Below are 21,421 nucleotides of genomic sequence, written 5' to 3' on the forward strand. Positions count from 1 at the left end.
ACACCGAGCCGGAGTGGAGCGGCGGCGCACGACGGCCGACCGAACCGGTGAGCGCGGGAACATGCGCCAATTCTCGTTACGGCCGACCGTCGCGTAACGCCACCGCCGGCTCTAGCCTTTAGAAACGAGGTACCGCACGACACTGGCGCCCGAAAGCTCGCGCCGGCCGATGCGGGAAGGGAACGCAGCACGATGGCCTTGCTAGACGGGCACTGGTACAGCTCAGCCGAACTTGCCGAGCTGCTCCACGTCGACGCATCCACCATTCGACGCTGGCGTACGTCGCATCCGCCCAAAGGCCCGGCCTTCGTACGCGTTTCGGACCGGGTGTACATGTATAACTCCAACGATGTCGAGGCCTGGTTGTCTAGTCGGCATGTTGACCCCGGCGAGGTCGCGTGATGGCCGAAGAACTGACACTTCCACTTGGCGTTTCGTTATCAGTTGACATCGAGGAGCGCCCCAGCCGGGCTGCTCCCTTCCGCGCTCGGGTCCGGTGGATCGATCCGGCCACCAAGGGCCGGACCTCGAAATCCGCGTCCTTTGCAACGCGTGAAGCGGCAATCGACTGGGCCGCCCGGATGGAACGCGCCGCGGCGCACGGGGTCGACCCGAAGACGGCCACGACGACGCTGGCGGAATACGGCACCACGAACATGGCATTGGCGCTGCGGGGGCTTGAGTCCAAGACCACCGATCCCTACCTGGCCGGCTGGCGCAAACGCGTTGTCCCGACGCTTGGGCACCTGCCCATTGCCATGGTCACCAACGGTGCAGTGGATCGAGCTGTGCACGCGTGGATCGCGGACGAATGCAGTCGATCAACTGTCAAGAACAGCCTCGCCGTGCTCGTCCGCATCATGGAACAAGCGCTGCGAGACGGCATCATTGACCGCAATCCGGCTCGAGTCTCCGGTTGGCAACGCCAATACAAGCTCGCCGAGGACGAACTCGACGATCCACGGGCACTTGCGCTCCCGAACTGGACTGCCCTCACCACCCTCGCCGATGCACTCGTCGCCCGGTCGGCGGGCCGTTATCGGGGTTGGGGTGACGCAGTCATCTTCGAGGCGTGCACGGCCGCCCGCATCGGCGAAGTGGCCGGATGCCTGGTGCGCGACATCAACACCCACGAGTGGATATGGACGGTACGCCGTCAGACCACCCCATCGCCGGGTGGCTTGGTGGACAAGAACACTAAGGGCAAACGTGCGCGCGAAGTCCCGTTGATCCCGGCTGTCCGCGAACTCGTCCAGCGACGGATGGACGTCGTCGCAAGCAACCCCGATGCGCGGCTCTTCGTCGGCCCCAGGGGCGGAAGGATCACCACAGCCACGCTGCGCGACGCAACCTCTTGGGACGCCGTGGTCACCCAGCTCGGCTACGAAAAGCTCACGCGCCATGGCTTACGGCATACGGGACTGACGTGGATGGCCGATGCAGGTGTCCCGGTACACATCCTCCGCAAGATCGCCGGTCACGGAGCGCTGACAACGACCCAGCGCTATCTGCACCCCGACCGGCAATCCGTCATCAAGGCGGGCGACCTGCTTGAGCGGCACTTGTGGTCCCCAAATGGTCCCCAACTCCGCGTCATCTCATCCTGACCTAATCGCGTCACCGCAGGCCAGGGCATATTCTGTCTAGTCGGGCTGACAGGATTTGAACCTGCGACCACTTGACCCCCAGTCAAGTGCGCTACCAAACTGCGCCACAGCCCGCGCGCCAGTGGTTCCACCGGCAGCAGGTCGAAAGCCTACCGTAAGCGCTCCACCAATTCGCCAGGCGCCCAGCGTCTGGGCGACCAGCGCCTCGTCATCCAACGTGCTAGCGCATGCGCTATCGGGTTCGAGAATCACCACCTGGTCCGGAAGTGACCGACACCGTCGCGAGAGCCCCGGCGCTCAGCGCCGCCGGGCGCCCCGCTTTTCGCGCACGCGCACGTTGATCCGCATCGGCGACCCCTCGAAGCCGAAGGTCTCGCGCAGCCGGCGCTCCAGGAAACGCCGATAGCCCGCCTCGAGGAAGCCGGTGGTGAACAGCACGAACGTCGGGGGCCGGGCGGTGGCCTGGGTGGCGAACAGGATCCGCGGCTGCTTGCCGCCGCGCACCGGTGGCGGGGTGGCCGCCACCACCTCTTTCAGCCAGGAATTCAGCGGGCCGGTGGCGATCCGCGCATCCCACGACGCCAGCGAGGTCTCCATGGCCGGCACCAGCTTTTGCACGGCGCGGCCGGTCTTGGCGGAGATGTTGACGCGCGGCGCCCACCGCAGCTGCACGAGTTCGCGGTCGATCTCGCGCTCCAGCAGCTCGCGCCGGTCCTCGTCGACCAGGTCCCACTTGTTGAACGCCAGCACCAGGGCCCGGCCGGCTTCGATGACCATCGACAGCACCCGCTGGTCCTGTTCGGTCAGCGGGTCCGACGCATCGATCAGCACGATCACCACCTCGGCCGCGTCGATGGCCGAGTGCGTGCGCACCGATGCGTAGAACTCGTGGCCGCTGGCCTGACCGACCTTGCGCCGCAAACCCGCCGTGTCGACGAACCGCCACACCCTGTCGCCCAGCTCGATGAGGGAGTCCACCGGGTCCACCGTCGTCCCCGCGACATCGTGCACCACCGAGCGCTGATCGCCGGCTAGCTTGTTCAGCAGCGAGCTCTTGCCCACGTTGGGTTTACCGACCAGCGCCACGCGCCGCGGGCCACCGGGTTTGGGGCCCACCTCCGACACCGCGGGCAGCGCGGCCAGCACCTCGTCAAGCAGATCGGCCACCCCGCGGCCGTGCATGGCGCTGATCGCGTGCGGCTCACCGAGCCCCAGCGACCACAACATCGCCGCGTCCGCTTCGGCCTTGTCGCTGTCAACCTTGTTGGCGGCCAGGAACACTGGCTTTCCCGACCGCAGGAGGATCCGGGCGGCGGCTTCGTCGGCCGAGGTGGCGCCGACGACGGCGTCGACCACCAGGATCACCGCGTCCGCGGTGCGCATGGCCACCGAGGCCTGCTCGGCCACCAGCTGCTGCAGCCCCTTGGCGTCGGGCTCCCATCCGCCGGTGTCCTGCACGACGAACCGGCGGCCGGTCCACAGCGCGTCGTAGGACACCCGGTCGCGGGTGACGCCCGGGATGTCCTGAACCACCGCTTCGCGACGGCCCAGGATCCGGTTCACCAGCGTGGACTTGCCGACGTTGGGCCGGCCCACCACCGCCACCACGGGCGCCGGGCCGGCCTCCTCCTGTTCGTCGATGCCGAATTCGACGGATTCCCAGTCGCTTTCGTCACTCCATGTGCCGTCCTGGGTCACCGCACCGCCCCGCTTCGCTGGTCGACCAAGTCCCGCAGATGGGTGATCACCTGCGCCTCGGTCATCTTGCTGGTGTCGACGACCACCGCGTCGGGGGCGGCCCGCAGCGGCGACACCGCCCGCGTGGAATCCAGATGGTCGCGACGGCGGACGTCGGCGAGCGCGGCGTCGTAGTCGTCGGCCAGCCCGGCCGCCACGTTCTGGTCGTTGCGCCGACGCGCCCGCGTTTCTGCCGACGCGGTCAAAAAGATCTTCACCGGCGCGTCGGGCAGGACGACGGTGCCGATGTCGCGGCCCTCGACGACGACATCACCCGGCCCAGCGGCCATCTCGCGCTGCAACTCGACCAGCCGGGCGCGCACCGCGGGCACCGCCGACACCGCCGAGACGGCGCCGGTGACGGCATCCCCCCGAATCTCGGTGGAAACGTCCTCTCCGGCAAGCAAACACCGATCGCCGTCCACCGACAGCTGCGCCGTCGACCCGACCCGGCCGACCGCGTCGACGTCGCCCGGATCGACGCCCGCACGCAACACGGCCAGCGTCACCATCCGGTACATCGCCCCCGTATCGAGGTAGCGGGCCCCTAAAGCGCACGCCAATCCCTTTGACACCGAAGACTTTCCGGTACCCGCCGGGCCGTCGATGGCCACCACTACCCCACTCACAGGCCCACCGCCTTGTAGAGCTGCCCGATCTCGTCGCGGCCCAGCGCCCGGAAGCTGCCCGGGCGCTGCTTGCCGAGCGACACCGGCCCAATGTCGGTGCGCACCAACGCTTCCACCGGGAACCCGGCCGCCGCCAGCAGCCGGCGCACGATGCGATTGCGGCCCTCGTGCAACGTGACCCGCACCAGCGTCTTACCCGGGATCGCGTCCACCACCGCGAACTCGTCGACCCGCGCGGGACCGTCCTCCAACTCGATCCCGGCACGCAGCGCCTTGCCGACACCGCGGGGCACCGACCCGGTCACCGTCGCCAGGTACGTCTTGGGCACCTCGTGGGAGGGATGCATCAACCGGTGCGCGAGTTCACCGTCGTTGGTCAGCAGGATCAGCCCTTCGGTGTCCGCGTCCAAGCGCCCGACGTGAAACAGGTTCTTGTTCCCGCGAACTCGCCGTTCGATCAAATCACCGATACACGGCCGCCCGCGGTCGTCCGACATGGTCGAGTGCACGCCGCGCGGCTTGTTCAGCGCCAGATACACCTGCGAATCGTCGAGGACGATCCGGGCCCCGTCCACACGGATCACCGAGACGTCCGGGTCGACGCGGGTGCCCAATTCGGTCACCACCTGCCCGTCCACCTCGACGCGGCCCTCGATGATCAACTTCTCGGCCGCCCGCCGCGACGCAATTCCGGCCTGGGACAACACCTTTTGCAGCCGGATCCCCTCAGCTTCGACCATCAATCCTGGTCCACGTCGAAGGTCAGCGCCGGGTCGGCCGCCTGGCCGCCGGAAAGTTTGATGAAACGTGGCTCGCTGTCCAGGGATTCGCTGAGATCCTCGATCGTGTCCACGTCGGGCAGCAGCGGCGCGATGTCCGGCAGGTCGGCCAGCGACGTCAGCCCCAGGCGCTCCAAGAAAAGCTCGGTGGTCGCGAACGTCGTCGCGCCGCTGTCGTCGTCCACCCCGGCTTCGGTGATCAGGCCGCGCGCCAGCAGCGTGCGCATCACCGCGTCGACGTTGACGCCGCGCACCGCGCTCACCCGCGCACGCGTCACGGGCTGGCGGTAGGCGACCACGGCCAGCGTCTCCAGCGCGGCCCGGGTGAGCTTGGACCGCGCGCCGTCCAGCAGCAGCTTTTCCACGTACGGCGCGAACCGGGCGCGGGTATACATGCGCCAGCCCTCGCTGTTCTTCCGCAGGTCGATGCCGCTGTCGCGCGCGGTCAGTTCCTCGGCCATCTCCTGCAGCTTGGTGGCGATCCGATACACCGGCTGTTGCGTGGCGGACGCCAGCGCCTCCGCGGTGACCGGGGTGTCCACCACCAGCAGCAGCGCCTCGAGCACCGAGCCGAGTTCCTCGGACTCCATCGGCGCGGCCTCGGCGATGTCCGGGATGCCCACGTCGAGGTCGGAATCCAGGTCGACTTCGGGTTGCGCGGCGTCGCTGGGCTCCGCACCGTTCAGATGCCGTTCCTCCGCATCGCTGCGCTCTGCGTCGTCACCGGCGGTGCCGAAGCGCCGTTCCTCCGCATCGCCGCGCTCTGCGTCGTCACCGGCGCCCATCATGATTCGTCCCGCACTTCTACCAAGGCTTCACTGACCGGACGTTCCCCGGTCCACGAAATTTGGAGCACGCCAAGCGGCTCTGACTGGTCGAATGCTACCGCCCGCGACCGATACAGTTCGAGCAGCGCCAGGAACCGCCCGACCACCTCCATCGACGCCTCACAATCGGCGACCAGCTCGGAGAACGTCGCCCACGCCCCGCTGCCCCGCGCCTGAAGGATCGCCAGCAACTTCTTGGCCTGCTCGGGGACGGAGACCTGCACCTCGTGCAGGTGCGCCACCGACACTGTCGGGACGGGCCGCGGGCTGAACGCGATCGCCGCGATCTGGGCGAAGCGGTCGGCGTCGACGCCGATCATCACCTCGGGCAACAGCTCGGTGAACCGGTCCTCCAGCGACACGGCGCGCGGGTAGCTGCGCAGCGCGGTGGCCTCCAGCTCGGCGAACATCTCGGCGACGTGCTTGAACGCGCGGTACTGCAGCAGCCGGGCGAACAACAGGTCGCGCACCTCCAGCAGCGCCAGGTCTTCGTCGTCGTCGACCTGCCCGGCCGGCAGCAGCCGGGCGGCCTTCAGGTCGAGCAGGGTCGCGGCCACCACCAGGAACGCGGTGGTCTCCTCGAGCTCCAGCTGGGGACCGATTTCGCGGGTGTAGGCGATGAAGTCGTCGGTGACCTGGTGCAGTGCCACCTCGGTCACGTCCAGGCGATGGGCGAAGATCAGCTGCAGCAGCAGATCGAACGGCCCCTCGAAATTGGTCAGGCGGACCTGAAAGCCGTTCTGCTGGGGCGCCTCACCATTTGCGGTCGCGTTCACGCGCCGAATCGGTCGATGAATTCGCGGGCCAGCGCGCGATAGGCGATGGCCCCGGTCGATCGCGGGGCCCACGTGGTGATGGGTTCGCCGGCCACGCTGGTCTCCGGGAACCGGACGGTGCGGGTGATGACGGTGTCGAACACCAGGTCGCCGAACCGCTCCACCACCCGGGCCATCACCTCGCGCGAGTTGACCGTGCGCGGGTCGTACCGGGTCAACAGGATCCCGCTGATCTCCAGCTTCGGGTTCAGCCGGTCGCGCACCTTGTCGACGGTGTCGGTGAGCAGCGCCAGACCGCGCAGCGAGAAGTACTCGCACTCGGTGGGAATCACCACCCCGTCCGAACAGGCCAGGCCGTTGACGGTGAGCAGACCCAGCGACGGCTGGCAGTCGATCAGCACGTAGTCGTAGCGATCCAGCACCGGGTGCAGCGCCCGGCCCAGCGTCTGCTCGCGTCCCACCTCGTTGACCAACTGGATCTCGGCGGCCGACAGGTCGATGTTGGACGGCACCAGATCCATGTGCTTGACCCGGGTCTGCAGCAGCACGTCGTCGATCGACACGCGCGGCTCCACCAGCACGTTGTGGATGGTCTTTTCCAGCTCGTAGTGCGGGACGCCCAGGCCGGCGGACAGCGCGCCCTGCGGGTCCATGTCCACCAGCAGCACCCGGCGGCCGTACTCGGCGAGCGCGGCACCCAGATTGATGGTCGACGTGGTTTTCCCGACGCCCCCCTTCTGGTTGCACATGGCGACGACTTTGGCCGGGCCGTGCGAGGTGCGCGGCTGTGGCTCCGGGATCGCCCGTGGCGGCCGCCCGGTCAGGCCGAGCTCGACGCCGTTGTCCGGCTGCTCGGTCATGGCGGGGGTGTTCGGGAGGTGAACATCGACCGAAAGTCTAACGGGTCCGCGCGCCGAAACCCGGCGACCCGCAGGCAATTAACCAGCCAATATGAGCGGAAATCGGTGGTGAAACGCACATCCCGACAGCCTATTCACTCCAGTCACAGCAGCACCAGTTTGGGGGCGATATGCCGGCCGCGAAAAGCTGTCGCCAGCGAGGGCACCGCCGGCGGTCGGCCTATCGTGGCCCCTATGGATCTCAAGCGACGGATACCCCTGCTGCGGTGGTCGGTCTGGCGGATGGCCGTCGGGAATCGCAACATCACCACCACGGGCCAGATCGGCGACGGGCGCGAAGCCGCCGCCGTCGAATACGTGCTGCGCAACGCCCGGGCCGGCGACGTCGACGACGTGCTGACGACCATCGACAAGTTCGCCTACGAGAAGTCGATGTTGATCAACGTCGGCGACGAGAAGGGACTGCTGCTCGACGCCGCGGTGCGGCGCGCCGATCCGGCGCTGGCGCTCGAATTGGGCACCTACTGCGGCTACGGCGCGCTGCGCATCGCCCGGGCCGCGCCGAAGGCCAAGGTGTTCTCGGTCGAACTCGCCGAGGCCAACGCCGCCAACGCCCGCCAGATCTGGGCGCATGCCGGCGTGGCCGACCGTGTGACGTGTGTGGTCGGCACCATCGGCGACGGCGGCCGCACCCTGGATGCGCTGGCCGAACACGGGTTTGCCGCTGGCGCACTCGATTTCGTGTTCCTCGATCACGACAAGGACGCCTACCTCGACGACCTGAAGAGCATCCTGGATCGGGGCTGGCTGCATCCGGGCTCGATCGTGGTCGCCGACAATGTGCGGGTGCCGGGCGCACCGAAGTACCGCGGGTACATGCACCGGCATCAGGGCACGCGGTGGAACACCGTCGAGCACAAGACCCACCTCGAGTACCAATCGTTGGTGTCCGACCTGGTGCTGGAGTCCGAATTCCTGGGCTGAACTGACGCTCGAGCGTCGACTTGTTGTCGACGATTTCGCCGTTTTCGCGCAACAACTCCACGTTCGGCGGGGGACGCAAAGGGAGCGCGCCCGAGCGCGGATTATCGCGCCCGCGGGTGGGCCTCGGCCCACACTTCGCGCAACGCGTGCACGGTCACCATGGTGTAGATCTGCGTCGTCGTCACCGAGGCGTGCCCGAGCAACTCCTGCACGACCCGCACGTCGGCGCCGCCCTCGAGCAGATGCGTGGCGAACGAGTGCCGCAGCATGTGCGGCGACACCCCCGAGGTGATGCCGGAGCGCTCGGCCGCGTCCTGCAGGACCTGCCACGCGCTCTGACGCGACAGTCGCCCGCCGCGGACGTTGAGGAAGATGGCCGGCGTCCCGCGCCCCCGGCGCGCCAGATCCGAACGTCCGCGCACCAGATAGGCGTCCAGCGCGGCCACGGCGGGGCGCCCGATCGGCACCAGCCGCTGCTTAGCGCCCTTGCCGCGCAACAACACTGAGCGGGCCTGCGTGTCGACGTCGTCCACATCGAGGCCGACGGCCTCGGAGATCCGCGCGCCGGTCGAATACAGCAGCTCCAGCAGCGCGCGGTTGCGCAGGGTCAGCGGGCCGTCGGCCGGGCTGTCGCCCCCCGCGCCCTCCAGCAGCGCCAAGACCTGGTCGACGGTCAGGCTCTTGGGCAGCCGGCGGCCGGGCGTGGGCGGGCGGACCGCGCGGGCCACGTCGAGTTCGGCCAGCCCCTCGGCGGCGGCGAAGCGGTGCAGGCCGCGCACCGCAATCAGGGCCCGCGCCGCCGACACCGCCGACAGCGCCGCCGCCCCGGTCTCGGGGTCGCCGCGGCGCAGCGCCACCAGGAACTCGCTGACGTCGTCCTCGCCCACCTTGGCCAGATCGTGAATTCCACGGTCCGACAAGTGTTTTGTGTAGCGGCGCAAATCGCGGCGATACGAGCTCAGGGTGTTCGCCGCGACGCCGCGCTCGATCGTGAGGTGGTCGAGGTAACCCTGGAGTTGGGAATCCAGCGCCACCGTCGTCATGGCCCGGCCTTTCGGGCCGCGAACGCCGTCGGCCGGTCGATCCAGGGACTGTCCACCGGCCGCGGCTGCGCGAACCCCTCGGTGACGGCGTGGGCCGCCAAGATCCCCGCGATGGCAATCGAGTTCACGATGTCGCCGCTGAACACCCGACGGGCGGCCTCCGCGATGGGAACCCAGGTCATCGTCATGTCGGCTTCCTCGTGGTGCGCCTCGGGCCTGCCCACCTCGGTCAGCCCGGTGGCCAGATAAATCCGTACGGATTCGTCGCTGAAGCCCGGCGCGGAGTTGAGGTCGACCAGCACCCGCCAGGTGTCCGCCCGCAGGCCGACCTCCTCGTGGAGTTCGCGGGCGGCCGTCTGCTGCGGCGGCTCCCCCGCGACGTCGAGCAGCCCGGCGGGCAACTCCCAGAGCCGCCGCCCGAACGCGTGCCGGTACTGGTAGACCAGCGGGATGTTGTTGTCGGCGTCCAGCGCCGCGACGGCCACGGCGCCGTAGTGCTCGACGACCTCGCGCACCGCGGTGGTGTCGCCCGGCATCCGCACCCGGTCGCTGCGCAGCGCGAAAATCTTTCCGGTGTACAGCGTTTCGGAGGACGCCGTGGAGAAGACGTGTTCAGCCACGGGACGCGGGCTCAGGTATGGGCCGCGCGGCGCTGTCCCGATGCTGGATGCCGTTGGACGACTGCTCGGGGATTTCCACCGGCAACCGTTCGCCGGCCTTGTATTCGAGGGCCGCCCCGACGAACGCGACGAACAACGGGTGCGGCCGGGTGGGCCGGCTCTTGAGCTCCGGATGAGCCTGCGTGCCGACGATGAAGGGGTGCACGTCCGGCGGGTACTCGACGAACTCGACCAGGTGACCGTCGGGTGAGGTGCCGGAAAACCTGAGGCCGCTTTCCGCGATCTTGTCGCGGTAGGCGTTATTGACCTCGTAGCGGTGCCGGTGGCGTTCGGACACCTCCGTGGCGCCATACGCCTGGGCCACAATCGAATCCGGTTCCAGCACGGCGGGATAGGCGCCCAGCCGCATGGTGCCGCCGAGGTCGGCCTCGCCGGCGACGATGTCGACCTGGTCGGCCATCGTGGAGATGACGGGATCCGGTGTGTCTGGGTCGAATTCGGCCGAGTTGGCCTCGGTCAGGCCGGCCGAGCGGGCGGCCTCGATCACGATGCATTGCAGCCCGAGGCACAGGCCCAGCACCGGCAGGCCCCGGGCGCGCGCGTAGTGGATGGCACCGAGCTTGCCCTCGATGCCGCGGATGCCGAACCCGCCGGGAATCAGCACACCCTGCACGTCGGCCAGCGCCGCCGCCGCACCGGGCCCGGTCTCGCAGTCGTCGGACGCCACCCAGAGCAACTCGACCTTGGCGTGGTGCTTGAAACCGCCGGCGCGCAGCGCCTCGGTGACCGACAGGTAGGCATCGGAGAGTTCAACGTACTTGCCCACCAAGGCGATTCGCACCGTTTCATGCGGCTCATGCACCCGGCGCAGCAGGTCGTCCCATTCGGTCCAGTCGACATCGCGGAACGGCAGGTTGAGCCGGCGCACCACATAGGCGTCGAGTTCTTCGCGGTGCAGCACCTTCGGAATGTCATAGATCGACGGCGCGTCCGGGGTGGAGATGACGCCGTCGATGTCGACGTCGCACATCAGCGCGATCTTGTTCTTCAGCGCCTCGGGAACGTCGCGGTCGCAGCGCAGGATCAGCGCGTCCGGGGTGATACCGATGCTGCGCAGCGCGGCCACGGAGTGCTGCGTGGGTTTGGTCTTGAGTTCACCCGACGGGGCCAGGTAGGGCACCAGCGAGACGTGTAGGAAGAAGACGTTCTCGCGACCCAGGTCGTGGCGCACCTGGCGGGCCGCCTCCAGAAAGGGCTGCGACTCGATGTCACCGACGGTGCCGCCGATTTCGGTGATGACCACGTCGGGGCGGTTGCCCTGCGCGTCGGGCTGGGCCATCGCCATGATGCGCCCTTTGATCTCGTCGGTGATGTGTGGGATCACCTGGACGGTGTCGCCGAGGTACTCACCGCGGCGTTCCTTGGCGATGACGCTCGAATACACCTGCCCCGTAGTGACATTCGCCGAGCCGGACAGATCGCGATCCAGGAAGCGCTCGTAGTGGCCGACGTCGAGGTCGGTCTCGGCGCCGTCCTCGGTGACGAAGACCTCGCCGTGCTGGAACGGGTTCATGGTGCCCGGGTCGACGTTGAGGTACGGATCGAGCTTTTGCATCGTCACGTACAGCCCGCGCGCCGTCAGGAGCTGACCGAGGCTGCTGGCGGTCAATCCCTTACCCAACGAGGATGCGACGCCCCCGCTGACGAAGAGGTGCTTGGTGGCGGTTTGCGGGTGCTTTCGCAACAGGCGACCTCCGTGAAGACGGGCAGGGCTTGAAAAATGTTTCTAGCGAACAACTAGATGGGCCTGCCGACCCACGGAAACCCACCCTAACATCCACGGCGCCGAGCCGCGGTGAACACGCCCGCTACTGAGGCACCGTGATCGACGTCGCCCCGTGACCGGTGCCGTACTGGCCCGCGTGACCGCCGCCCAGCAGGTCGTGCAGGCCGAGCACCGCGGTGATGCGTCCCGGCGCGGCGTCCACGTCGTCGACCGTGCTGATCGCGGAGTTCAGGCCGGCGTCGGCGCGGGCCACCGCGACGGCGGCGCCGCCGGTCGCCGAACCGTCGCGCCCGGCGAGCAGCGTGCCCGAGCCGTGCGGGGCCAGCGCGGCGGAGAACCGCGCCACGCTCGCCCCCTGGTTCCCGGCGTCCTGCGGTAGCGCGCCACCAGTGACGACGAGCGCGGCGTTGGCCGCGCCCATGTGATCGCTCGCCTGATAGGTGATGAAGCCGGTGTCGCGCAGCGCCGCCAGCACGGTGTTGCGCTGGGTGTCGTCCACCGGGGGCACCGCGGGGTCGGGATTGGCCAGCAGGGCGATGCCCATCAGGTCACCCGCCTGCGAACCCTGGTCGACGAGCTTGGTGCTCAGCTGCTGTCCGGCGGGCAGCACCGACGAGTTCACCACCGTCTGCAGCTTCTCCGCCGAGTTGGCCTCGACGAACTCCTGCGTCAACGACACCGTCCCGGTCACCGTCCCGCCGGCCTGACCGATGAACTTCGACACCGCGGCCACGTCGTCGTCCTTGGCGTCCGGGGTGCGGAACACTACCACCGACTTGCCGGCCAGCGCGTCGTGCACGATCCGGCCGGCCAGCTGGGTGTCGAAATTGTTTGCCGCGCTGAGCTTTTCGTTCAGCACGTTCTTCTGGTCGTTGAGCCCGCTGATCTGGGTGTTGAGCTCCTTCTTCTCGTCACGCAGGCTGGACAGCAACGTGTCCGACAGGAAGCCGGAACCCAGCACGACGCCCACGGCCAGCGCCAGGAACACGGCGGCCAGCGACAGGGCGTGTTGGCGCAGCGAGATCATCTAGGTGACCCACTTCTGCACCATCAGGCAGAAGTGGTTCCAGTAGTCGGTGACCCAGTGCAGCACCACACCGTCGGTGCGAGACACCCACAGCGCGACGATGACGGCGATCAGCATCGTCAGCGCCAGCAGCGCGATGGCCCCCGCCGAGATGTGGTTGCGGTACAGGGTGGCCACGGCCTTGGCGTCCACCACCTTCTCCCCCACCCGCAGCCGGGTCAGGAACGTGGACGGGTTGCTGTGGGCGCGGGTGCGGTCGAAGAACGTCTCGATGTTGGCGGTGTGGCCGGCGGTCACCAGCAGCGCGGCGCCGTGGTGGTCGGCCAGCAGCAGGGCCAAATCGATCGCCGACCCCGCGGCCGGGAACGTCATCGCGCCGACGCCCAGGTCCTGGATGCGTTCGAGCCCCGGCGCGTGCCCGTCGGCGTCAGCGGGCAGCACGACCTGGGCCCCGCACTTCAGGGCGTCGGTGCTGATCTGGTCGGGGTCGCCAACGATCACCTGCGGGCGATACCCCGCCTTGCGCAACACGTCCGCGCCGCTGCCCACCCCGATCAGCGCCGGCTGATACTCCTTGATGAACGGCTTGAGCGACTTGAGGTCGTCCTCGGCGCTGGGCTCGTCGGCGACGATCACCACGTGCCGGCGGCGCAGGTCGACGTCGACGTCGGGGATGCCGATGCCGTCGATCAGCAGCGGGCTCTCGCTCTTGATGAACTCGATGGTGTTGCCGGCGAACGCCTCCAGATGGGCGGACAGGCCGCTCTTGGCCTCCCGCATCAAATCGGCGATGTCGTGGTCGGTGCGCTCGGTGCCGCGGACCAGCCGCCGGTCGCCGGCGTACACCCCGCCCTCGTGCAGGCGGATCTTGGCGCCGTCTTTGACCTTCTTGAAGACGTCGGGTCCGGCCTCGTCGATCAGCGTGACCCCGTTGTTGACCAGGACCTCGGGCCCCAGGTTGGGGTAGCGGCCCGACACCGACGGCGAGGCGTTGACGACGGCGGCGATGTCGGCCTCCACCAGGGCGTCCGCCGTGATGCGATCCAGATCGAGGATGTCGAGCACGACGATGTCGCCGGGGCAGACCCTGCGCAGCAATCGGTCGATGTTGCGGTCAACGCGGGCAGTGCCGACGAGGCCCGGCCGGGCGGGATTACGGGAAAGCAGGCCTGACATCTTCATGGGGGCGATTCTGTCGGTGATGCGCGGACGACGCGGGGAGGCGCGCCGTAACATTAGCCCCAGAAGTTATCTAGAGTCCCATTAGTAACAGCTCTGTGCCGAACTGGTCTCGAACGTCGACTTGATGCGGCGACACGCCGGGGTTGGCCGCCACAAGTCGACGCTCGCGGAGACAGGGGCCCGAGACAGGGGCGCGGACACAGGGGCGGAGACGGCCGCGGCCGCAACACGGGCCTAGATCTCGTCCTTTTGCGCCGCCTCGAGCAGCTCGCGGGCGTGCGCGCGGCCGCTGTCGGATTCGCCCAGCCCGGCCAGCATCCGCGCCAGCTCGGCGACCCGCTCGTCGCCGCCCAGGCGCCGTACCACGCTGGTCCCCTTGGGCCCCGCGGCGTGCACCACCAGGTGCACGTCGGCGTACGCCGCAACCTGCGGCAGGTGCGTGACCACGATGACCTGGTGGGTGCGCGCCAATCGCGCCAGCCGGCGCCCGATCTGCACCGCCGCGCGGCCGCCCACCCCGGCGTCGACCTCGTCGAACACCATGGTGGTGCCCGCGGCCTCTTTGCGGGACGTGGCCAGCACCACCTCCAGGGCGAGCATCACCCGGGACAGCTCGCCACCGGAGGCGCTCTTGGCCAGCGGCAGCTGGTCCATGCCCCGGTGCGCGGCGAAACCGAACTCGACCTGGTCGACGCCGTCGGCGCCGGCGTGGACGAGCTCGCCCGACGGCAGCCGCAGCGCGGCCGAATCGTCGGGGTCCGACGCGGTGTCCGGCGCGGCATCCAGGGTCACGTCGATGGTGAATTGGGCGTCGGCCATCGCCAGCCCGGACAGCTCGGCGGTGACCTCCTTGGCGAGCCGCTTGGCGGCCTTGCGCCGCGTGGCGCTGAGATCGACCGCGGCCTGGGCCAATTCGCGGCCGAGCTCGTCGACCCGGGCTGCCAGCGCCGCCAAACCCTCCTCGGAGACGTCGAGCTGGGCCAGCCGTTGCCGCGACTCCTGGGCCCACCCGATCACGCCGTCGATGTCCGCGGCGTACTTGCGGGTCAGGGTGCGCAGTTCGGCCTGACGGGCCAGCTTGGATTCCAGGGCGCTGGCGTCGACCGGCAGCTCCTCGAGGAAGCCGCCCAGTTCGCCGGCCGCGTCGACGAGCACGGTCAGCACCTCGCCGATCTGGCCGGCCAGCGCCGTCAGCTTGGCGTCGCCGGTGGATTCCAGTGCGGCCCTTGCCTTTCCCAGGCTGTCGGTGGCACTGAGGCCGTCGGTCTCCTCGGAGGACAGCGCCGCGCGGGCGGTGGCGGCGGCCTCGCGCAGGGTGTCCAGTTCGGAGAGCCGCACGATCTCGGCGACCAGGGCGTCGTCCTCGCCCGGTTGCGGGTCGACGGCGTCGATCTCGTTGAGGGCGAACGTCAGCCGGTCGGCCTCCAGTGCGAGCTCGCGCATGCGGTTGCGGCGGTCGAGCAGGTCGCGCCGCGCCGACAGCCAGGCGTCGCGCAGTTTGCAGTACCGCTCGAGCGCGGGTCCGGCCTTGGCGAAGCGGTCCAGCGCCGCGCACTGCTCCTCGGGCCGGATGAGGCGCAGCTGGTCGTTCTGCCCGTGCAGGGTCAGCAGCCCGGCGGTGAAGTCGCCCAGCGATTTGGCGGGCACGCTGCGGCCGCCGAGGTAGGCCCGCGACGGCCCGTCACGGCTGACCGAGCGCAGCGCGATGACGCTGCCGTCCTCGTCGCGTTCGGCGCCCGACGCGTCGAGCATCTCGTCGAGCCGCACGACCATGGCCTCGTCGAGATCCGTTGTGCTGAACCGCCCTTCGACGAGGGCCCGCTCGGCCCCCGACCGGACCCGGGTGGCGTCGGCGCGGGCGCCGCCGAGCAGATGCAAGCCGGTGACCACCATGGTCTTTCCAGTGCCGGTCTCCCCCGTCAGCACGGTCAGGCCGCGGTCGAACTCGCCGACCGCCGAGCTGATCGCCCCGAGCGACTCGATCCGGATTTCAGTCAGCATTCAGTCAGGATCCCGTGCTGTGCCGTCAGTTTCCGCGCCACCCGGTCACCGGCAGCCGGAACTTGCGCACCAACCGGTCCGTGAACGGGGCGCTGTCCAGCCGGGCCCATTTCACCGCCGTGTCACAACGTTTCACCTCGATGCGGCTGCCGGCCGGGATGAGCATCTCGCGGCGGCCGTCGCAGAACACCAGGGCGTCGTGGCCGTCCGCCTCCACCTCGATCGCGATGGTGGCGTTCGGGCTGGTGACCATGGGGCGACCGAACAGCGCGTGAGCGTTGTTGGGTACCACCAGGATTGCCTCCAGGTCGGGCCAGAGCACCGGGCCGCCCGCGGAGAACGCGTAGGCGGTGGAACCCGTCGGGGTCGACACCAGGACGCCGTCGCAGCCGAAGGCGGACACCGGCCGCCCGTCGATTTCGACCACCACCCCGAGTACGCCGAGCCGGGGGCCCTTTTCCAGGCTGACCTCGTTGAGGGCCCAGCCGTGCGCGGAGACCCGGCCGCCCTGGCGCACGACCACGTCGAGCGTCAGGCGGTTCTCCACCCGGTAGTCCTGTGCGACAACGTGGTCCAGCACCCGGTCGATGGCCTCGGCCTCGGCCTCGGCCAGAAAGCCGATCCGCCCGAGGTTCACGCCCAGCACCGGGATGCCGGCGTTGCGCGCGAGCTCGGCGGCCCGCAGGAACGTCCCGTCGCCGCCGAGTACCAGCACCAGTTCGCAGCCTTCGGCGGCCCGGGGGTCGGCGTCGACGACCTCGATCTCGACGCCCATCGCCCGCATGTCGTCGGGGGCCAGGTGCAACGGTCCCCGGTCGACAGCCTCGGCGGACAGCACCCGAAGCCCGATTCCGTTGTCGCCCAGCGTTTTCTGTACACGGCGGGCCGTCTCGGTGGCTTCTTCGCGGCCGGTGTGGACGACCATCAAGACGGTGCGTTCGGCTGGAGTCACTGCGGCCCGCTTTCCACCGCGTGCCGCACCGCCGCCACCAGGGCGTCGCCGGCGAGCGGACGATCGGCCTGGGCGCGCAGCCGAAGGAAATATTCGACGTTGCCCGACGGCCCCGGCAGCGGGCTCGCGGTGACGTCGACGGTGTGCCAACCCAGCTCGGCGGCGCGGCGCGCGACCGACGTCACGGCGTCGGCGCGCAGGCCGGGGTCGTGCACCACACCGCCCGCGCCGACCTGGCCCTTCCCCACCTCAAACTGTGGCTTCACCATGGGAACGATATCCGCGTTCGGTGCGGCGCATCCAGCCAGCGCCGGCAACACTGTGGCCAACGAGATGAACGACAGGTCGGCCACGACGAGGTCGGCCGGCCCGCCGATCGCCTCGGGCGTCAGGTCACGAACGTTGGTCCGCTCGACGACGACGACCCGCGCATCGCTGCGCAGCGACCACGCCAGCTGGCCGTATCCCACGTCCACGGCCACCACTTCGGCGGCCCCGCGGTCCAGCAGGACTTCGGTGAAGCCGCCCGTCGACGCGCCGGCGTCCAGGCAGCGGCGGCCCGCGACGGAGATCCCGAAGGCGTCCAGCGCGCCGATGAGTTTGTGCGCGCCGCGCGAGACCCAGCCGCGTTCGCCGTCGGTGGCCACGGTCAGGGCGGCGGTGACGGCGACGGCGGTGCCGGGCTTGCGCGCCGGCATCCCGTCGATGCTCACCTTGCCGGCGCCGATCAACTCCGCGGCCTGCTGACGCGACCGGGCCAGGCCGCGCCGCACCAGCTCGGCGTCAACGCGGGCGCGTCGAGACATGCGCGCACTCAGCCCTTCTCCGCCGACTCCAGCGCGGCCAACAGGACGTCGTGGGCCTCGGAGAGCCGGCGCGCGATCTCTTCGAGCTCGTCGAGCGAGGGCGCCTTCTCGGGGTCCTCCTGGTCGCCGGGTCGGGGCAGCCGGGCCAGCAGGGCGTCGATCTCGGCGCGAATCTGATCGGGGTCGATACTCATCGCGTTCCTACGTTAGTCGGTGCGCACCAAAGACCAGCGCTGCAGCGCGGCGCGCGCCCGGTCGTCGCCGGCCTCGATGCGCACGGCGCCAGACCCCGGGGCGCCCCACACCGCGCCGGCGACCGCGCGCACGATCGACAGGACGTCCCCGTCGTCCGGCCCGTCCCCGCGGACCGTGACCGCCCCGTCCGCGACGTCGACCCGCCAGCCCGGTTGCGGGCCGACCGCGAGGCGCCCGGCGTCGGCGTGCAGCGAGCGCAGATCGTGGCCGATGTAGGTGGGGCGCTGGGCGGGCTTGGCGTACACCGCGTCCCGCGCGGAGTTGACCCCGGTGAGCACCATCAGGCTGGGCAGCTCGGCGGCGTTGGCGCCCTCGATGTCGGTGTCGAGCCGGTCGCCGATCACCAGGGGCGCGCGGAAGTCGCCCCGGGCCGCCGCGTCGCGCAGCAGGGCGGGCGCCGGCTTGCCCGCCACCTGGGGTTCGGCGCCGGTGGCCGCCCGCAGCGCGGCCACCAACGAGCCGTTGCCGGGCAGCAACCCGCGCTCGGTGGGCAGGGTGAGGTCGACGTTGGCCGCCACCCATCGCGCGCCGGCCCGGATCGCCAGCGCCGCCTCGGCGAGCTCGGGCCAGCCGATGGTCAGGGACAGGCCCTGCACGACGGCGGCCGGGTCGTCGTCGTTGCTGCGCACTGGGCGCAGCCCGACGGCGGTGATCTCGCCGGCCAGGGCCTCGGTGCCCACGATCAGCACCGGCGAGTCCGGGGGCAGCTGGTCGGCGAGCAGCCGGGCCGCGCTCTGGGCGCTGGTGGCGACGTCGTCGGCGGTGGCGGTGAAGCCGAGTTCGGTCAGGTGCGCGGCGACCTCGTCGGCGCTGCGGGAGGCGTTGTTGGTGACGAAATACGCGCGACTGCGCACCTCGGCCAGCGCCTCAACGGCGCCCTCGGTGGGCTGGCGGCCGCGAAATGCCGTCCCGTCGAGGTCGATCAGTAGGCAATCGTATTCCTGCGCAAGGCTTTTCACGTCGTCGGTTCCGTCGTGTCAGCCGAGTTCACTGACCCGGTCTTCGGCGTCGGTGACTCCGTCGACGTCGGCGGCGGCCGAACGCAGGAACCATTGCAGCGCATCGTCGGTGCGGTCGAGCGCGAGCAGCGTGTCCGCGTAGGCGTAAAAGAGCCGCGCGGCCGTGGAGCCGGTGCGGCTGGGATCCAGTTGCGGCGTGGACAATACGGTCAGCGCCTGCTCCAGCTGCCCGAGGTCCGCGCGCGCCCCGGCGGCGACGATGCGGAGCTCGTCGGCGTCGTCCCCGGACAGCTCGGCGGCCTCCGGTCCGCGCGCGAGCTCGATGGCGCGCTCCGGACGGCCAAGTCCGCGTTCGCAATCGGCGATCAGCGGGAGCAACGCGGACTTGCTGCCCATGCGGCGTGCGGCGCGGAACTCCGCCAGCGCCTGCGACCAGTCGCCGCAGTGGTAGGCGGCGATGCCGACCGCCTCCCGGATGGTGGCGATGCGGCTGGACCGGGCCCGCGCCGCGCGGGCGTGACGCAACGCCGCCTCCGGGTCCTCGTCGAGCAGCTCGCCCGCGGCGACGAGGTGGCGGGCCACCGCGTCGGCGGTGGCCCGGTCCAGGGTGCTCAGTTCGCGGCGAACGTCGGGTGCCAGCTGCTTGGCTTCCACGCCGGGCGGGATCGGCGGCCCGTCCTGCGGGGCGCGATCGGCCTGGGCGTCGCGGCGCGGGCCGCTCTGCGGCTGAGCCGGCCGCGCACGGCCCGGACCGGACCAGTTGCCGGATGCCGGCCGCGCCCTCCGCTCGCCGCGGTGCCTCTGCCTGTCGTCGACCACGCTGCCGAGAATACGGGCAGCGCCACACCTAACTCGGCAGCCGGTTGCCCAGGAGCGGCGCGATCAGCGCCGGGCAGTAGGTCGCGATCGCCACGATGGTGAACCTGCCGGCCGTCTCGTACGACATGCCGTTGCCCTCGGCCATCTTGGACGTCACCGCGTCGAAGGACCCGCCGGGCTCGAACAGCATCGGGCACACCGACTGTCCCATCGCGGTGGTGCCGGTCGGCTGGCTATAGGCGATCCCGGCGTTCGTCAGCGCCGACAGGAACGCATTGCTGAGCATGTCCGCGCGGATCGGCGCCGACATCGCCCCCGACAGAGCCGCGGCCAGCGCCACCAGGCCCGTGATCACCCCCAGGCTCCGCAGGACGGTCGACCGCACACGCGTCGCGAAAATCACCGTGACAACAGTGGTCCTTTCGGGTCACGCCGACGACACGGTGAGGTAAAGATCTGTGCACGCGCGTGTTTCGCGGAGGCTCTACGGCGCCCGGGCGGTCTAGACTTTTTCGACCCCCGCGACGGTGCGCTTGCCGCGGCGCAGCACCAGCCACCGGCCGTGCAGGAAGTCCGCCGGCTGCGGGGCCCACTCCTCGCTTTCGATGCGGACGTTGTTGACCGAGACGCCGCCCTCGCCGATGGTGCGCCGCGCGGCCTTGCGGCTCTCGGACAGCCCGCTGGCCACCAGCAGGTCGACGATCCCGTCGGGGCCACCGGGTTTGAGCTCGGCGACCGACGTCTCGCGCAGCGCCGCGGACAGCGTGGCCTCGTCCAGCCGGCCCAGCTCGCCCTGCCCGAAGAGCGCCCGGCTGGCGTGCTCGACGGCCTCGGTGGCCGCCTCGCCGTGCACCAGCACGGTCAGTTCGCGCGCCAGCCGCCGCTGCGCGGCGCGTTGTTGGGGGCGCTCGGCCGTGGCCTGCTCCAGCTCGCCCAGCTCGTCGGCCGACAGGAAGGTGAACCAGCGCAAGTAGCGGATCACGTCGGCGTCGGCGGTGTTGAAGAAGTACTGGTACCAGGCATACGGGGTGGTCAGCGCGGGGTCCAGCCACAGGCTGCCGCCACCGGTGGACTTGCCGAACTTGGTGCCGTCGGCGGCGGTCACCAGGGGCACGGTCAGCGCGTGGACCGAGGCGCCGAGCTGCTGGCGGACCAGCCGGACCCCGGCGATGATGTTGCCCCACTGGTCGGAGCCGCCGATCTGCAGGCGACAGCCGTAGCGGCGGTGCAGTTCGACGTAGTCGTTGGCCTGAAGGAGCATGTAGCTGAATTCGGTGTAGGAGATGCCGTCGCCGTCCAGGCGGCGCCGCACGGTGTCGCGGTCCAGCATGACGTTGACCGAGAAGTGCTTGCCGATGTCGCGCAGGAACTCGATCGCCGACAGCGGGCGCGTCCAGTCCAGGTTGTTGACGACGACGGCGCCGGTCGGTGAATCGTCGAAGTCGACGAAGCGTTGCAACTGTCCGCCGATCCGTTCGGTCCACTCGGCGACGGTGTCGGCCTCGTTGAGGGTGCGCTCACCAACGTCGCGGGGGTCGCCGATCATCCCGGTGGCGCCGCCGGCGAGCACGATGGGGCGGTGGCCGGCGCGCTGGAAGCGGCGCAGTGCCAGCAGGGGCACCAGGTGGCCGGCGTGCAGGCTCGGCGCGGTGGGGTCGAAGCCGGCGTACACCGTCATCGGCCCGCGCCGGGCTTCGGCCGCCAGCGCATCGAGGTCGGTGGACTGCGCGATCAGGCCGCGCCAGCCCAGCTCGTCGAGGATCATGGTGTAC

General features: G+C 69.9%; 22 protein-coding genes and 1 tRNA gene. 3 read left to right on the forward strand and 20 right to left on the reverse strand.

Features of this window, described 5'->3' with window-relative positions:
- The first annotated feature begins 192 nt into the window (after positions 1 to 192).
- Together P6281_RS14570 and P6281_RS14575 are read left to right on the forward strand one after the other, a co-directional pair.
- Entirely contained in the window at positions 193 to 402 is a 210-nt protein-coding gene (locus P6281_RS14570; RefSeq protein WP_008257535.1) for a helix-turn-helix transcriptional regulator, read from the forward strand.
- Positions 402 to 1,607, forward strand: a complete 1,206-nt coding sequence (locus P6281_RS14575; protein ID WP_033720053.1) for a tyrosine-type recombinase/integrase — start codon at positions 402 to 404, stop codon at positions 1,605 to 1,607. Before P6281_RS14570 ends, P6281_RS14575 begins: the two co-directional genes overlap by 1 nt.
- A 40-nt stretch (positions 1,608 to 1,647) precedes the next feature.
- Here P6281_RS14575 and P6281_RS14580 read toward each other — a convergent pair.
- From P6281_RS14580 to P6281_RS14610, 7 genes are all read right to left on the reverse strand, one after another.
- Positions 1,648 to 1,721, reverse strand: a tRNA-Pro gene (locus P6281_RS14580).
- A 183-nt stretch (positions 1,722 to 1,904) separates the two neighbouring features.
- The gene (der, locus tag P6281_RS14585) at positions 1,905 to 3,305 is read right to left on the reverse strand and encodes a ribosome biogenesis GTPase Der (protein ID WP_008257539.1); all 1,401 of its coding nucleotides are present in this window, start codon (positions 3,303 to 3,305) and stop codon (positions 1,905 to 1,907) included.
- Positions 3,302 to 3,973 carry a (d)CMP kinase gene (gene cmk, locus P6281_RS14590; protein ID WP_139826592.1) on the reverse strand — a complete coding sequence of 224 codons (672 nt, stop codon included), beginning with the start codon at positions 3,971 to 3,973 and terminating at the stop codon, positions 3,302 to 3,304. Before cmk ends, der begins: the two co-directional genes overlap by 4 nt.
- Positions 3,970 to 4,713 (reverse strand): pseudouridine synthase, encoded by a 744-nt coding sequence (locus P6281_RS14595; protein WP_008257544.1) that lies wholly within the window; start codon positions 4,711 to 4,713, stop codon positions 3,970 to 3,972. Before P6281_RS14595 ends, cmk begins: the two co-directional genes overlap by 4 nt.
- Positions 4,713 to 5,537 (reverse strand): SMC-Scp complex subunit ScpB, encoded by an 825-nt coding sequence (gene scpB, locus P6281_RS14600; protein WP_442757125.1) that lies wholly within the window; start codon positions 5,535 to 5,537, stop codon positions 4,713 to 4,715. The genes P6281_RS14595 and scpB overlap by 1 nt, the downstream gene beginning before the upstream one ends.
- Positions 5,537 to 6,355 carry a segregation/condensation protein A gene (locus P6281_RS14605; RefSeq protein WP_008257548.1) on the reverse strand — a complete coding sequence of 273 codons (819 nt, stop codon included), beginning with the start codon at positions 6,353 to 6,355 and terminating at the stop codon, positions 5,537 to 5,539. Before P6281_RS14605 ends, scpB begins: the two co-directional genes overlap by 1 nt.
- Positions 6,352 to 7,215: a ParA family protein gene (locus P6281_RS14610; protein WP_008257550.1), complete on the reverse strand. Its 864-nt coding sequence runs from the start codon at positions 7,213 to 7,215 to the stop codon at positions 6,352 to 6,354. Before P6281_RS14610 ends, P6281_RS14605 begins: the two co-directional genes overlap by 4 nt.
- A gap of 234 nt (positions 7,216 to 7,449) precedes the next feature.
- Between P6281_RS14610 and P6281_RS14615 the strand changes: the two genes are divergently transcribed.
- Positions 7,450 to 8,199 (forward strand): O-methyltransferase, encoded by a 750-nt coding sequence (locus P6281_RS14615; protein WP_201359482.1) that lies wholly within the window; start codon positions 7,450 to 7,452, stop codon positions 8,197 to 8,199.
- Positions 8,200 to 8,300: 101 nt separating this feature from the next.
- Here P6281_RS14615 and xerD read toward each other — a convergent pair whose 3' ends face one another.
- The 13 genes from xerD to tyrS form a co-directional block, all read right to left on the reverse strand.
- Positions 8,301 to 9,242: a site-specific tyrosine recombinase XerD gene (gene xerD, locus P6281_RS14620; RefSeq protein WP_008257558.1), complete on the reverse strand. Its 942-nt coding sequence runs from the start codon at positions 9,240 to 9,242 to the stop codon at positions 8,301 to 8,303.
- On the reverse strand, positions 9,239 to 9,862 hold the full coding sequence (locus tag P6281_RS14625; RefSeq protein WP_014382726.1) for an NUDIX domain-containing protein: 624 nt from the start codon (positions 9,860 to 9,862) through the stop codon (positions 9,239 to 9,241). The genes xerD and P6281_RS14625 overlap by 4 nt, the downstream gene beginning before the upstream one ends.
- Complete coding sequence (locus P6281_RS14630; RefSeq protein ID WP_014382727.1) at positions 9,855 to 11,606, reverse strand: CTP synthase; 1,752 nt, start codon at positions 11,604 to 11,606, stop codon at positions 9,855 to 9,857. The genes P6281_RS14625 and P6281_RS14630 overlap by 8 nt, the downstream gene beginning before the upstream one ends.
- A gap of 124 nt (positions 11,607 to 11,730) precedes the next feature.
- Entirely contained in the window at positions 11,731 to 12,675 is a 945-nt protein-coding gene (locus P6281_RS14635) for a copper transporter (protein WP_201408858.1), read from the reverse strand.
- Positions 12,676 to 13,857 carry a putative cytokinetic ring protein SteA gene (steA, locus tag P6281_RS14640; RefSeq protein ID WP_009955069.1) on the reverse strand — a complete coding sequence of 394 codons (1,182 nt, stop codon included), beginning with the start codon at positions 13,855 to 13,857 and terminating at the stop codon, positions 12,676 to 12,678.
- 234 nt (positions 13,858 to 14,091) lie between these two features.
- Entirely contained in the window at positions 14,092 to 15,858 is a 1,767-nt protein-coding gene (recN, locus tag P6281_RS14645) for a DNA repair protein RecN (protein WP_014385081.1), read from the reverse strand.
- A gap of 25 nt (positions 15,859 to 15,883) precedes the next feature.
- Entirely contained in the window at positions 15,884 to 16,810 is a 927-nt protein-coding gene (locus tag P6281_RS14650) for an NAD kinase (RefSeq protein WP_014385082.1), read from the reverse strand.
- Positions 16,807 to 17,616, reverse strand: a complete 810-nt coding sequence (locus tag P6281_RS14655) for a TlyA family RNA methyltransferase (protein WP_009955066.1) — start codon at positions 17,614 to 17,616, stop codon at positions 16,807 to 16,809. Before P6281_RS14655 ends, P6281_RS14650 begins: the two co-directional genes overlap by 4 nt.
- A gap of 8 nt (positions 17,617 to 17,624) precedes the next feature.
- Positions 17,625 to 17,810: a hypothetical protein gene (locus P6281_RS14660; protein ID WP_009955065.1), complete on the reverse strand. Its 186-nt coding sequence runs from the start codon at positions 17,808 to 17,810 to the stop codon at positions 17,625 to 17,627.
- Between the two features lie 12 nt (positions 17,811 to 17,822).
- Complete coding sequence (locus tag P6281_RS14665) at positions 17,823 to 18,830, reverse strand: HAD-IIA family hydrolase (RefSeq protein WP_324738398.1); 1,008 nt, start codon at positions 18,828 to 18,830, stop codon at positions 17,823 to 17,825.
- Positions 18,831 to 18,848: 18 nt separating this feature from the next.
- The gene (locus tag P6281_RS14670; protein WP_225331121.1) at positions 18,849 to 19,649 is read right to left on the reverse strand and encodes a tetratricopeptide repeat protein; all 801 of its coding nucleotides are present in this window, start codon (positions 19,647 to 19,649) and stop codon (positions 18,849 to 18,851) included.
- 28 nt (positions 19,650 to 19,677) lie between these two features.
- Positions 19,678 to 20,052 (reverse strand): DUF732 domain-containing protein, encoded by a 375-nt coding sequence (locus P6281_RS14675; RefSeq protein ID WP_009955607.1) that lies wholly within the window; start codon positions 20,050 to 20,052, stop codon positions 19,678 to 19,680.
- Positions 20,053 to 20,151: 99 nt separating this feature from the next.
- Entirely contained in the window at positions 20,152 to 21,414 is a 1,263-nt protein-coding gene (gene tyrS / locus P6281_RS14680) for a tyrosine--tRNA ligase (RefSeq protein ID WP_009955608.1), read from the reverse strand.
- Positions 21,415 to 21,421 lie beyond the last annotated feature (7 nt).

The sequence above is a fragment of the Mycobacterium sp. 5-140-3-2 genome (assembly GCF_035666375.1).
Classification (GTDB): Bacteria; Actinomycetota; Actinomycetes; order Mycobacteriales; family Mycobacteriaceae; genus Mycobacterium; species Mycobacterium intracellulare.

Bases quoted from the DNA above. Each gene is read 5' to 3' on its own strand.
- P6281_RS14570 (WP_008257535.1), top strand. From the start codon at position 193: ATGGCCTTGCTAGACGGGCACTGGTACAGCTCAGCCGAACTTGCCGAG.
- P6281_RS14575 (WP_033720053.1), top strand. From the start codon at position 402: ATGGCCGAAGAACTGACACTTCCACTTGGCGTTTCGTTATCAGTTGAC.
- P6281_RS14595 (WP_008257544.1), bottom strand. From the start codon at position 4,713: ATGGTCGAAGCTGAGGGGATCCGGCTGCAAAAGGTGTTGTCCCAGGCC.
- scpB (WP_442757125.1), bottom strand. From the start codon at position 5,537: ATGGGCGCCGGTGACGACGCAGAGCGCGGCGATGCGGAGGAACGGCGC.
- P6281_RS14610 (WP_008257550.1), bottom strand. From the start codon at position 7,215: ATGACCGAGCAGCCGGACAACGGCGTCGAGCTCGGCCTGACCGGGCGG.
- P6281_RS14615 (WP_201359482.1), top strand. From the start codon at position 7,450: ATGGATCTCAAGCGACGGATACCCCTGCTGCGGTGGTCGGTCTGGCGG.
- xerD (WP_008257558.1), bottom strand. From the start codon at position 9,242: ATGACGACGGTGGCGCTGGATTCCCAACTCCAGGGTTACCTCGACCAC.
- P6281_RS14635 (WP_201408858.1), bottom strand. From the start codon at position 12,675: ATGATCTCGCTGCGCCAACACGCCCTGTCGCTGGCCGCCGTGTTCCTG.
- steA (WP_009955069.1), bottom strand. From the start codon at position 13,857: ATGAAGATGTCAGGCCTGCTTTCCCGTAATCCCGCCCGGCCGGGCCTC.
- recN (WP_014385081.1), bottom strand. From the start codon at position 15,858: ATGCTGACTGAAATCCGGATCGAGTCGCTCGGGGCGATCAGCTCGGCG.
- P6281_RS14655 (WP_009955066.1), bottom strand. From the start codon at position 17,616: ATGTCTCGACGCGCCCGCGTTGACGCCGAGCTGGTGCGGCGCGGCCTG.
- P6281_RS14660 (WP_009955065.1), bottom strand. From the start codon at position 17,810: ATGAGTATCGACCCCGATCAGATTCGCGCCGAGATCGACGCCCTGCTG.
- tyrS (WP_009955608.1), bottom strand. From the start codon at position 21,414: ATGATCCTCGACGAGCTGGGCTGGCGCGGCCTGATCGCGCAGTCCACC.